Origin of the sequence: Herpetosiphon geysericola, from assembly GCF_001306135.1 — a bacterium.
Classification (GTDB): Bacteria; Chloroflexota; Chloroflexia; order Chloroflexales; family Herpetosiphonaceae; genus Herpetosiphon; species Herpetosiphon geysericola.
In genome coordinates, this window is record NZ_LGKP01000013.1 from 13,998 (window position 1) to 26,176 (window position 12,179).

General features: G+C 48.1%; 10 protein-coding genes. 3 read left to right on the forward strand and 7 right to left on the reverse strand.

Features of this window, described 5'->3' with window-relative positions; translation table 11 throughout:
• Positions 1–130: 130 nt before the first annotated feature.
• The 6 genes from SE18_RS07725 to SE18_RS07750 form a co-directional block, all read right to left on the reverse strand.
• Positions 131–556: a response regulator gene (locus SE18_RS07725; protein WP_054533863.1), complete on the reverse strand. Its 426-nt coding sequence runs from the start codon at positions 554–556 to the stop codon at positions 131–133.
• 127 nt (positions 557–683) lie between these two features.
• Positions 684–1,535: an SAM-dependent methyltransferase gene (locus SE18_RS07730; RefSeq protein ID WP_054533864.1), complete on the reverse strand. Its 852-nt coding sequence runs from the start codon at positions 1,533–1,535 to the stop codon at positions 684–686.
• Positions 1,536–1,558: 23 nt separating this feature from the next.
• Positions 1,559–2,434 carry a (+)-kolavelool synthase gene (locus SE18_RS07735; protein WP_054533865.1) on the reverse strand — a complete coding sequence of 292 codons (876 nt, stop codon included), beginning with the start codon at positions 2,432–2,434 and terminating at the stop codon, positions 1,559–1,561.
• Positions 2,431–3,996, reverse strand: a complete 1,566-nt coding sequence (locus SE18_RS07740; RefSeq protein WP_054533866.1) for a prenyltransferase/squalene oxidase repeat-containing protein — start codon at positions 3,994–3,996, stop codon at positions 2,431–2,433. Before SE18_RS07740 ends, SE18_RS07735 begins: the two co-directional genes overlap by 4 nt.
• Before the next feature lie 108 nt (positions 3,997–4,104).
• Complete coding sequence (locus tag SE18_RS07745) at positions 4,105–4,551, reverse strand: response regulator (protein ID WP_054533867.1); 447 nt, start codon at positions 4,549–4,551, stop codon at positions 4,105–4,107.
• Positions 4,535–6,802 carry an ATP-binding response regulator gene (locus SE18_RS07750; RefSeq protein ID WP_054533868.1) on the reverse strand — a complete coding sequence of 756 codons (2,268 nt, stop codon included), beginning with the start codon at positions 6,800–6,802 and terminating at the stop codon, positions 4,535–4,537. The genes SE18_RS07745 and SE18_RS07750 overlap by 17 nt, the downstream gene beginning before the upstream one ends.
• Before the next feature lie 1,162 nt (positions 6,803–7,964).
• On the opposite strand from SE18_RS07750, the gene SE18_RS07755 reads away from it, so the two are divergent.
• Positions 7,965–8,573 (forward strand): pentapeptide repeat-containing protein, encoded by a 609-nt coding sequence (locus tag SE18_RS07755; RefSeq protein WP_054533869.1) that lies wholly within the window; start codon positions 7,965–7,967, stop codon positions 8,571–8,573.
• 78 nt (positions 8,574–8,651) lie between these two features.
• Here SE18_RS07755 and SE18_RS07760 read toward each other — a convergent pair whose 3' ends face one another.
• Positions 8,652–10,325 (reverse strand): YfbK domain-containing protein, encoded by a 1,674-nt coding sequence (locus tag SE18_RS07760; protein ID WP_054533870.1) that lies wholly within the window; start codon positions 10,323–10,325, stop codon positions 8,652–8,654.
• A 293-nt stretch (positions 10,326–10,618) separates the two neighbouring features.
• On the opposite strand from SE18_RS07760, the gene SE18_RS07765 reads away from it, so the two are divergent.
• Both SE18_RS07765 and SE18_RS07770 read left to right on the forward strand, forming a co-directional pair.
• The gene (locus tag SE18_RS07765) at positions 10,619–11,539 is read left to right on the forward strand and encodes an alpha/beta hydrolase (RefSeq protein ID WP_054533992.1); all 921 of its coding nucleotides are present in this window, start codon (positions 10,619–10,621) and stop codon (positions 11,537–11,539) included.
• Between the two features lie 129 nt (positions 11,540–11,668).
• A complete protein-coding gene (locus tag SE18_RS07770; RefSeq protein ID WP_054533871.1) occupies positions 11,669–11,950 on the forward strand; it encodes a hypothetical protein in 282 nt (93 codons plus the stop codon).
• Positions 11,951–12,179: the final 229 nt, after the last annotated feature.

A 12,179-nucleotide genomic window follows, 5' to 3' on the forward strand; every position in this document is an offset into this window, starting at 1 on the left:
AGTTCAAATTTTGATGCAATTTTATTGACAAACCAAGAAATAAGCTATATAGCTAGCAAATATATTGGCTCTGGCAATTCTATAATTTATTGGGCACAATACTTAAGAATGATCTATTTGGATATCCAGTTTAACGGCCTTCCCAAATTTGCTCGCCATTCATGATGCGGCGCAATTGGTCGGGAAAGCGTTGAAAATGCAGCGGTTTAGCAAGAAAACCATCAAAGCCAGCAACGCGCATTTTGGCCACTTCTTGGGGTTCAGATTGGGCGCTGACTGCAATCACGACCGCATTCGATAATTTTGGATGGGCACGAATTTTGGGCAACAGTACATAGCCATTTTCACGCGGCAGATTAATATCCAACAAAATTAAATTAATTGTTGGCACTGTATCATTTTCGAGCAAAGCAAACAGCTGCCGACCTGATGGCCGCACCTTACTATAGCTCACTTCTGGCATAACATTCAATAATTCGGTTAATACCAGCATATTATCGATATTGTCTTCAACAATTAGCACAAATGCTTTGGTCATTTTTTGAATCAGCGACATACAATTAACTCCTTCGTGAATCGATTAATTGATTGATAACCGGAAGTATTGACGTAAATCGTTGTCGCTGATCTGGGATATGGAATTGATAAAATGAGCACAACAATTGAATTAGTGATGGCTGAACTTAGCCACGTTTGCGCGCCACAATTAACACATAGCGCACAAATTCTGCATAAATTTTCTCAACCATCGGCCACGTTTGTTCGATCATCGCCAACATTGGTGGGGGATACAGTGCCTCAAGTTCGGCCCGTTTTTGGGCGATGCCAAGTTTGGTGTGGACAAGCGTTTTGGCGATTCCTGCGGTCAAATCGATCAATTCAAGCTGTTCGAAGCCAGTTTGGTCAAAAAGCTCAAGGTAGCCCTGCTTGGTGGTCAGGGTATTGATCTGAAATGCAGGATAAAAGATTTGTTTTTGCTCAAGGCTCAGCGGCTTGACCTCAACAATATCAGTCAGCACCAAATAGCTGCCTGGTTGCAACACGCGATTTGCCTCTTGTAAGACAGTCAGGCGGCTGGGCATATGGAAGATTGATTCAAAGGCCCAGGCGGCGTTGAAGAACCCATCAACAAAGGGCAATTCCATGGCGTTGCCCCAAGCAATCTGCACCTTTTCCTGCATCTGCATGGCTTGAATCGTGGTTTGGGCTTCGGCGACTTGGCCATGAGCGACGGTGATGCCATGAACGTGGCAGTGTTTGGCAGCGGCTATCCGAATTGCTGGCAAGCCTGTGCCACAACCAAGATCAAGCATCTGTTGACCAGCGGCAATTGGGGTTTTTTCAATCAGCAAATTGGTCAGATGTTCTTGGGCCTCTGGCAACGATACATCTTCCAAGCCTGCTGGCCAATAGCCACCATGAACACTATCACCCCAAATCAGCTTATAAAACGGTCCCATTGCGTCGTAATAAGCTTCGACATCGTTGATGCTTGGGGCGTTGGGTGCCGAAAGATCGGTTGCTAAGACTGTCATACACAATTCTCCTTAAAACGCTGCTACAACTCTAATTCGATGCTGGTTGATTGTGGATACCAAAACGGCCCTAGTTGTTGGCCAAGCCCGAGAATCGGGCCGCGCTCCCAGTGCTGGCGAAATTCCAAGGCAGCCTTGGTGCGTTCGGTTTTATCGCTTTGCCAAGTTTGGCGCGTGTAAGCAAAATCATACAAAATCTGGCGAAATTCGGCTTCGCTCAGGTCATAGCCTGGTTTTTGTGTCCAGTAGCATTGCAAATCGCCCACCAACAGCGGCGGCAGGAGATCATGGTTAACCTGCGGCTTACCGAATGAAACCAGTAGCTCAGCTGGTGGAATTACCTCGCCATAGATCGCCTCAATTGCCTGCTTGCGGGTTTTAAAAGCGGTCTGATGGGCGGCTTGAAAGATAGCTTGCCATGGATCATCAGTTTCGCGCACGATAAACCACCACAAGGTTGGTTGTTCGCGGTGGTCTGATGCTTGGTGCAGGCCTTGGGCTGCTTCGGCGATTATAGGTGATGGTTGGGTATCGAGCAGCCGCACCCGCCAATTATGCTTGCCATAGTAGGCAAGCATTTCTGGGCTAGCTGCGCCCCAAGCAACCCAGCGTTCAATATGTTCGCGATAATTGGGAGTCGTTTCTTGGAACTGATTGGGCAAAAGCATCGGTAAGAATAAATGCTTTATGCCATGCCGGAAAAAAAGCTCTAAACAGGTTAATAATTGTCCATGCGACCAACGGGCATAGTCTTCGCCATTCGCTGGCATGTGTGCCAAGGCTGCTTTGCGGCGGCTGCCACCGCTCGAAAAAATCATGGTTGCTGGGGCAACCTCTTGGATTGTAGCGAGTGGGGCTTGAAGAAACTCTGCAAGCGTTGGAATGCTGTCGCGGATCATATCCGTAAATCTCCTAAGGTGACTGCTAACATGGCGCTTAGCTCATAGGCGCGATCAATCCGTTGGGGGCAATAAATCTCTTTATTGAGCCAACATTGATACTCTTTCATGCGGAAAGGCCGATAATGAGAACAGAGCCAATTATAGCCACGTTGGAGCATGCGAATGTCGTCGTTATCGAGCAGCCCAGCCTCGCGCAAATTTTGCAAGGCCAGCACGGCGTAGGCGGTTTCAACCGTGGTTGAGCGTTGAATAATGCCCCAACCGCCATCAGGATGTTGATGGACTTGCAGCGCTGCAACCGCTTCTTTCATTGCCGTTTTGTAGGGCGAGTTTTTTAAGGCTATCAGGACGTGGCATGTGGTATACAGCCACGAAGTATTCCATTTATCGCCGCTCCAACTGCCATCTAGTTTTTGGGCATCAATAAAAATTTTCCACCAGCGCGAAATATCAACCCCAGCCAAATCGAGCGCATGCACCGCTCGTGCGGTCAAGGAAATTGACGGTTGCAGTTCACCGTGATAGGCAACAAAACATTGATCGCGCTCAAATTGACGTAATATGTCAAGATCGACGGGATAGCCCGCTGCGATTAAGACGGCGACCGCTGCCGCAGTATCATCGCCATCGGGCATAAAATCATCGCTAAATCCAATGCCTTTGGGCTTGAGCGCTTGCTGCAAATCGGCAATTTGCGGTTTGAGCACATCTTGAATGCTCGGAAAGTCGAGAATTCCTGCGGTTACCAAGGCATAGAGGCTGAATGATTGCTCAAAACGGGGAATTGGCCAGGCAGTTGGCATAATACAAGGTGCGCTTTCCGAGGTGGCCAACGATGCTTGGCGCAAATAACTTTCTGCCCCAGCGATTTCTTGGTGCAGGCTGGGGTTATGGTTGGCGGCAAATAACCATGCGGCAGTGGCAGCAGGGCTATGTCCAATTCCACCAGAACCATCAATTAAGCCAGAGTCTGCATGGCTCGCCCATGCTTCCCACGAATAGACGGGAGCAGTGCCCGCGCGCGGCTTCTTTTGCTGAATCAACGCCCGTTTGTGTTCGCCCAAGGCGATTAATTCGCGATAAGGCGCAAGTGGAATATCGAGGCGTAATTTAATCGGAATCCCATCAGCATCATCGGCATGTTCCTCGCGGTAGGCCTCTTTGAGCATATAGGGCAGCAGCAATTCCATGCCCACTGGCAGATTATCGGGCAGTGGTTTTTCCCAATATTCAAGCTGGCGGCGCAAAAAACGCTTGGCTTCGAGCAAGCCATCGAAGGTTGAGCGGCGTTGACAATGGTGACGCAGCGCCAAAATCGCAGCCAAAGTTGGCACTGCCCTGCTTAATGGCATAGCCGGATTGCCCCAACCTCCATCGGCATGTTGTTGGCTTACTAACCAATTAACTGCTGGCCAAACATGATCTTCGTTGGGGGTTGGGTATAAGCGCAACGCTTGAGCAGTATCATAGACCGATGGACTCATCAGGCCGCCATTTTGACCAAGGTCGCGAATTAATGCCCGCAAATCATTGAGTAAAATGTCAAGAATTAAGCTCATAGGCAAAGGATCGAGATCCTACACAAGGTCGTAATCTCAACCCTACTCCTTTCTGAATAGCAGCCCAACCAGCGTAGAGCAATCAAACGCTGGTTGGGCTACCGCGATCTAGTAGGGTTCCCAGACCGATTCGCCATTCAAAATGCGGGTAATTTGATTGGGAAAGCGATTGCGATTAATCGGCTTGCCAATCAGTCCATTGAAGCCAAGCTCGCGGGCTTTGGCCACATCTTGCGGCATAACGTTGGCCGTAACCGCAATGACTTGAGTGTTTTTAAGTTGCGGAACATGAAGCATATTTTTGAAGACAGTAAAACCATCTTCATAGGGCAACTGAATGTCCAGCAACACTAAATCGGGGTGCAGGCGTGGATTCGCCTCAAGCAACTTAAAGAATTGGCGGCCAGAGGCCCGTCCATTATAATATTTGACCCGCAAATCTTCGCGGAGCAGAATCTCCAAAACGAATAGATTATCGGGATTATCTTCGACAATAACCACCGATGCGTCGCTGGGTACAACGGGAACAAAATATTCATTACTTGCCACGGGCATACTCTACTCCTTGGTTAAAGATCTCGTTAATGCGGCTAAGAAATTCTTCCTCACTAAGTTGGCGTTTAGCAATGACCCCTTGGGCGCGGGTGCGCAGCCAATCATGTTCCTGTTGATCAAGATCCTTGGCGCTGACAATAATTACTGGAATATCAGCGTAGTTGGGATTATTCCGCAGGGCTTCGAGTACTTCAAAGCCATCCATATTCGGCATCATCAGATCGAGAATAACGAGGTCGGGCTTGGATTGCGCGATCAGCGCCAATGCCTCAACCCCATCCGCTGCCTCGCTAATCGCATAATCTCGGGCCGCGAGAATGTGTTGGACAACTTGGCGAGCGTCAGGGTTATCGTCAACAACCAAGATCTCAGCAGTTGGTTCGACACATTCTTGCACAATCGCCAGCAATACCTCCTCACGTACAGGTTTGACAATATGTTTCCTTGCCCCCAAAACTAGCCCAATCGTACCTTGATCAACCACTGAGCAGACAACAATTGGGATATGGGCAATCGTTGGATCATTCTTGATTTGGGCCAGCAATTCCCAACCATCGAGATTTGGCATTTGCACATCGGTAATAATTAAGCGTGGCTCAATTTGTTTGATACTGCTAATTGCCAAACGACTATCTAAAACGCTATGCACCCGATAGCCGCCTGATTCCAGCATAACCCGAAAGGTTTCATGGGCATCAGGGTTATCATCGATCACCACAATCTCAATGCTCGCTTGGTCGTTTGATGTGGCTTCAAGCTCGATCAAACTTGGTGGCGCAGCAAGATCGACGGTTGTGGTTTCGGCCAAACTGTTGGTAATTGGTAAGCTAAAGTAGAAGGTCGAGCCTTCGCCTTGGGTGCTTTCGAGCCACATGCTACCGCCGTGCATTTCGACCAACAGTTTGCTAATCGGCAAGCCTAAACCAGTGCCTTGATATTGATGGGTCACTTCGTTTTGAACTTGTTGGAACTCCTCGAAAATCTGTTGTTGATTCTCTGGCGCGATCCCAATCCCACTATCTTGGACGGCAATTTGCACAGTTTCAGGATTTGGTTGGCTGATTATGACCTTAACTTGGCCTTGCTCTGTGAATTTGACGGCGTTTGAAAGCAAATTGAGCAGCACTTGGCGAATTCGCACCTTATCAATCACCATTGTTGGCAGTTCTTCGGGCATGTCTAAGTCAAGCTCAAGCCCTTTATCGCGGGTCAGCCCGCTGGCGGTGGCCATCACTCCAGTAATAATGGGTTCAAGCTCGGTTTTTTCATACATCAATTCCATCCTGCCTGCTTCGATTTTCGAGAGGTCAAGGATGTCGTTAATCAAGCCAAGCAGGTGATCGGCGTTATACAGTACCCGTTCTTGCAGCTCGCGCTGGCGTTCAGAAAAATCGCCATAGCGATCAAGAAAGGCGGTGAAATTGATAATTGCATTGAGTGGCGTGCGCAGTTCGTGGCTCATATTGGCCAAGAAGCGCGATTTAAGTTGGTTGGCTTCTTCGGCGGCGTTTTTGGCGCTTGCTAGCTCGATATTGGTTTTTTCAAGCCGACCTTCGCGTTCTTCGACTGCGTGTAAGGCATCTTGCAGGGCTGCGGTGCGCTGATCGACCAAAATTTCAAGCTTATCGCGAATCTGTTGTAATTCAGATTCACGCTGCAAAGCGCGGCTTAGCGCATCATTTAAAGAGGCGCTAAAACGATGAAAAAAGAAGCCCACGATCAAAACACTAAACACAAAGGTGCTAATTGTGGGTGGCAACAGATCGCCAAGCCGTGGATAGGCGCCGATAAATTGCACATTGAAGAATTGCAACCCCCCGATGAGTGCAATGACAACGATGCTTGCGCCAGCAATAGTTTTAATGCCCTTGCGACCAGTTAACAATCCTGAGAGCGTGATCGGCATCATAAAGGCCGAAAGAATCCAAGCGCTGTTGCGTAAGCCTTCAAGCGCCAAAATTAGCGCCAAACCTACCACAAGGCCGCTTGATGCAAGCGTCACTGCGCGCCGAAAATGACCTTGGCGCAGATTGATTACGGCAATCACAAAGAAAATGAAAATTAAAAGACTAGTAAGGCCTGCCCGAAAGGCACTGCCACTGGTGCTTGAGACAATAAATGCAGTTGGAACAGTAACAAAACAAATGATACTCAAGCCAATTAACATTATCTGTAGGAGAAAGGCTTGCTCCCGTTGCACAGGATCTGTAAGATTGATGCGATTAAGCCAGCGCTGGATTGAGGCTTGCATGGGTGCTCCTTCAGCATAGCGCCTGCTATGCCCTACCAAAGTTAAACAACTCTTCCATCAGTCAGCACAAGAATCTGCTTGAATAAATGCTTGGAGCAAAGCGCAGAATGGGTTGATTTCAAGCAGTGATGGCTCAATCCTGAGCGGAACTATTTACACTTCACATATATCAATAGCTGTATAGGACTATGGATTTATGTGTGAGAAGTGTACCATAGCTGGACTATGGTTGTATAGTATTTAAGTTGGATATCAGGCCCGAAGTTCAAGCATCCTCGTACCACGATTTCCATGTGACAAATTTCGCAATTCTTGGTATGATACGGCCTACACTGATCCTAACTACTTGATAGTCAGGACTAGAACATTCGTTGCCCAATTATCCCTGTGAGTGTTATACCATAGCATGGGTAATTCATTCTAGAAGTGCTAGTACTGAGTTCCTATACACTCTAGGTCAGAAACGAGGTGGTACTATTGGTACTATCCAAATGGTTTCTAATTACCTAGTGGTATGGCGGGTAATCTGTGTATAATTTCCCCACAACCCACAGATAAACCAACCGGATCTGAACAACCATCACCAAATTATCGTGGCACAACCTGCCACAACAATTGACGATTTATCCCCTTTGTGGGTAAAGGTGTCGGGCTGAAAGTTCTAGCAGGCAACCCTGTACAAGACTCATAGTCTCGTTGCTGATTTGGAACTTTGGCTGGTGATTGTGGGTGATATACCGCAGCTTACTGTCATCGTATAAACTAGGCCTTAGCCTAGGGTGGTAGAAGCTATCGGAGGCGGGATTTGTATCGGCCCGTGTTTATATGGCATAAACACACCAAATTCTTACCTCAGACCCTGACCGTCTGATGTTTGGAGTTACCATGTTGTATTGTCTCGCAGCAGACCACGGTGAAGCGACATTCACCGACCAATCATCCGTTCGCGTTGGTATCATTGCCCAAACAATTGCTCTTTTGGTTTCATTCTTGCCTGCAATAGCCTCGGTTCAACAGCGTAGCTGGTGTTCTAGATACCTTTTGGCTTGGTCACCGAACGATGAGCATAGTTCTTGCTTAGGCAAACGCTAACCACAAACCTTCGCTCATCATAATTCGCCCTTGCTCTTTTAACCACGTTGTTAAATGAAGGTAGACTGCTATGACAACCCTGCGCGATGTGTTGGTTTTGGATGTACAAAACCACCCTGTTCAAATGCCCGTTTCGTCGGCCTATCGCAGCAACATGCAATTTGCCCGCTTGCGCCACCACGATCTCTGTGATGCAAACTTGGCAGATACTCAATTCAACTTGGCTGATTTAGTGCGTGCTCAATTAAGTGGCGCAAATTTGCAACGCTGTAATTTTCACCGTGCTCGACTCAATCGGGTTGCTGCTATCGCTGCTGATTTCCGTGATGCGAATCTGAATCAAGCCCAATGTGATGGTGCTGATTTCACCAATGCCGATCTTTCAGGGGCCAATTTGAGCCAAGCTCAATTCTGTGGCGCACGCTTGGTCAACGCTTCATTGTTCGGGGTTCACTCCAATCAATCAGCCCACCCAGCCCGCCAACAGTTGAACTTTACTGGCGCTGATTTGCGCGGTGCCGATCTGCGTGATGCTGATTTGCGCAATGCCATCCTGACTGATGTTGAACTCCAAGGTGCGCGCTATAACGCTGGCACGGTGTGGCCATTGGGTTGGAACACTGCTGATCATGGCATGATTTTTGATGACCATCTGCTCGCTCGTGAGGTTGCTTGCTAGTTACTTATTTTTTTGGACTGGCATTTTACTAAACAACGCCCATTTCAGTTGCTGAAACGGGCGTTGCTTCTTTATTATCTATTGATGCATTCGCTCTGCTTGTTTGAGCAAGTTCACAAATTCGGCTGCACCTTGGTTGTTGGGCAAATCAAGCGCTGCTTCTTCGGCTAGATCTAAAACATCTAAGATGTCAGTGTCGTTGTTCCAGCGCGAATGGCGCAGCAGCTCAGCAAATTCGGCAACGCTGGCCGCCAAATGCATCCGTGCACTCGAGCGATCAAAGCTGCTATGGATTTGCTCGGTGCTAATCAGCAGGCTTTCTTCAACCGGTGCATTTGTATCCATGTCGACATAACGAATATTGACTTGGGCAATTGGGCCACGCGCATCAGGATGGCGCTTGATTTCATACAGCGCGGTTACATTATGCCCACCACCTACTTCGCCCCCATCAACACTATCGTTGCGGAAGTCGCTATCAGCAACATCACGATTTTCGTAGCCAATCAGGCGATAGCGCTTGACCACGGTGGGATCAAAACTAACTTGGATTTTGGCTTCGCGCCCAATGGTTTCCAGTGAGCCAGTTAATTGCTCGCCAAACAAGCGTTGGGCTTCGTCTGTGGAATCAATATAGGCATAATTGCCATCGCCTTTATCGGCCAATTGCTCCAACAGAATATCGTTGTAGTTGCCCATGCCAACCCCATAGGTCGAAAGTTGCACGCCTGCATCAAGATACTCTTGGAAGGTTGCCAAAAGTTGGCTTGGCTCGGTCATGCCGCTGTTGGCAACCCCATCAGAGCACATCAAAATCCGGTTGATGCCGCCTGGTTTGAAGGCTTGCCATGCTAAATCGAAGCCAGCGCGCAGGCCTGCTTCTGCATTGGTACCGCCATTGGGTTCCAGCGAATTGATCGCCGTAATAATATCCATCTGATTTGCGCCCGTAGTTGGTTGCAAGACGATCCGCATCTCATTACTAAAGGCCACAATTGCCAAGCTATCGTCTGGTTGCAGCTTGCCAGCCAAATAGAGTAAGGCGTTTTTGACCATTTCTAAGCGGCCATCTTGCTCCATCGAACCTGAACTATCGATCACAAAGGTCAGTGCTGCTGGCTTGCGATCGGCAACTGCAATGTCGCGTGCTTGAATGCCAATTTGAACTAATTCGTAGTTAGTGCCACCAAATGGCGATGGAGCGACCTCGCTGTAAATTGCAAAATCGCCATCTTCTGGCTGTGGATAATCATAATCAAAGGCATTCAGAAATTCTTCGACCCGCACTGAATCTGCTGGCGGTAACATCCCTTGGTTGATGCTGCTACGCATTAAGCTATATGAGGCACTATCAATATCCATCGCAAAGGTTGATAAGGGGTCAGTTTCTGTGCGCACGAATGGATTGGTGCCATAATTTTGGAAGTACATCGAGTCGAAAACTTCTTGATCTTGGTCACTTGAGTAGGGCCGACCTGGATCAAGCGGTTGGGTTGGCATTACCTGCATATCTGGCAATGGCGCACCCGCTGCATCAGCTGGTGCTTGGGTAGGCATTGGCCGTGGTGCTGGTTGTTCGGCCCCGCCGTTTGGATCGACTTGTGGCGCTGGTTGTTGCGCAACGCTGGTTGGCTCAGATTGTGGCGCTGGGCGTGCTTTCGGGTCGCTGACTGACGTTGGAACACTCGCTTCTCCCCCACAAGCGCTGATCATCAGTGCGATCAGCACAATGCTGCCTCGTTTGAATCGCATAACAACCTCTTTTCAGTTAATGTTGATAATGCATTGTGTGGACCACACCTATCAAACGTTACCATATCCATGTTTGTTCCATAGCTATCTGTAGTTTCTGCCTAGCTCTTCGTAGCTCAATGTTGCGGATTGAACGCGCTATCAATCAAAGCTCCTTGGGTGATCCAGCTTTAGCATACCTGCCCGAAATGGCGAAAAAATGGATTTTTACTGGTGCAATACTGCCATTTACTGTACAAAACGCTAGTACAATGCTCAAAATCAGGGTAATCCAAGCAAGAAAGGCCAGTGCGATGCAACTCTCAAGAGTCGATCCTGAATTACAACCCTATGTTCGCCGGATTCCACCGTTGCCACTTGGCAGCAATTGGGGGCGTCGTTTTGTGCGTTGGTTGGGCAAACGCCTCCCAAGCAAGCAGTTTGCTGGCGTGATGATTGAACAACGCAACGATTTAAAGCCCCCATTGCGCATCTATCGCCCAGCTGCTTGCCACTCAAGCGCTGCCCTAGTATGGATTCATGGTGGCGGGCTGATCATTGGTAATGCAGCCCAAGATGATCAATTTTGTGCCACGACGGCCCAAAAATTGGGGATTGTGGTAGTTTCGGTTGATTATCGGCTTGCACCTGAACACCCGTTTCCTGCGCCGCTTGATGATTGTTTGGCGGGCTGGAATTGGCTGCAACGGCATGCAGCAACACTTGGCGTTGATCCAACGCGGGTGATTATTGGTGGTGAAAGTGCTGGCGGCGGTTTGGCTGCTAGTTTGGCCCAGCGCTTGTTTGATGCCGGTCAAACGCAGCCAATGGGTCAATTGCTGTTATGCCCAATGCTTGATGATCGCACGACGCTTGATCGCGGTTTGACGGCAATCGATCATTTTGTCTGGAATAACCACAAGAATATGCTTGGTTGGCAAGCCTATTTGGGCCACAAACCGAGCATTGATGTGCTTCCAGCCTATGCTGCTGCTGCTCGGCGTGCCGATTTGGCTGGGTTGCCAGCAACTTGGATTGGGGTTGGCGATATTGATTTGTTTTATGAAGAAAATCGGCGCTATGCTGAGCGTTTGCAGGCTGCTGCTGTTGACGTAACGTTTGAAGTTGTCGTTGGCGGGCCGCATGGGTTTCAGAATTGGGCCTTTAGTACAGCCATTGCCCAACGTTTGCTAGCCAAAGCCCATGCGTGGCTCCAAACATTAATTGAGCGCTAGGTATTTGATGCTTAGCAGATTGAAAAATAGGTGAAAAATCAATGACGATCTGTTAGCTTCTGTTTAATCCGACGAAAGCTGAGTATATTGCCTTTACCCATCTACCTGTTTGCACAAAACGGGAAATTATTGATTACCCCATCGGCTACCGCGATGATTGCGTTTTATCTTCTCCAAAACAGTGGCAACACGATTATTGTTTTATCGGAGTATGATGAAGAACGATTTCCTGCGCAGTTTGATACATATCGAGAAGTGACTGATGCAACCCTTGATCTCATGATCGAGCATGGTTTTGCATTCGAAGTGAAACGTGAGTACTTGTTCGCGAATGATCCAACAATCTATACGCGCCATATGGAATTACAAGAGATTACATGGGCTTATCGGGCGCATTCCGCATCTTTTTAATAAATTCTAAAGTTTTAGTATTGACAGGTTACTTTTTTTGACTAAGATGCTTTATTAACCGCTATTTAATTTTTGAGACCGGTTCCAATAATGTCAATAGTGAAGGAGGTTTCTTTGTTCATTGAGCGTAGTAAGCTCTAGACTACTGTAGTTCTTGGAATCGATTCCAAGGGAAATTCTAGATTGTTCCTCATAAGGCCAAGCCCATTCTTGCTTCGATTATACTTTG

Coding starts and splice junctions, on each gene's coding strand:
- SE18_RS07725 (WP_054533863.1), bottom strand. CDS start 556: ATGTCGCTGATTCAAAAAATGACCAAAGCATTTGTGCTAATTGTTGAA.
- SE18_RS07730 (WP_054533864.1), bottom strand. CDS start 1,535: ATGACAGTCTTAGCAACCGATCTTTCGGCACCCAACGCCCCAAGCATC.
- SE18_RS07735 (WP_054533865.1), bottom strand. CDS start 2,434: ATGATCCGCGACAGCATTCCAACGCTTGCAGAGTTTCTTCAAGCCCCA.
- SE18_RS07740 (WP_054533866.1), bottom strand. CDS start 3,996: ATGAGCTTAATTCTTGACATTTTACTCAATGATTTGCGGGCATTAATT.
- SE18_RS07745 (WP_054533867.1), bottom strand. CDS start 4,551: ATGCCCGTGGCAAGTAATGAATATTTTGTTCCCGTTGTACCCAGCGAC.
- SE18_RS07750 (WP_054533868.1), bottom strand. CDS start 6,802: ATGCAAGCCTCAATCCAGCGCTGGCTTAATCGCATCAATCTTACAGAT.
- SE18_RS07755 (WP_054533869.1), top strand. CDS start 7,965: ATGACAACCCTGCGCGATGTGTTGGTTTTGGATGTACAAAACCACCCT.
- SE18_RS07760 (WP_054533870.1), bottom strand. CDS start 10,325: ATGCGATTCAAACGAGGCAGCATTGTGCTGATCGCACTGATGATCAGC.
- SE18_RS07765 (WP_054533992.1), top strand. CDS start 10,619: ATGCAACTCTCAAGAGTCGATCCTGAATTACAACCCTATGTTCGCCGG.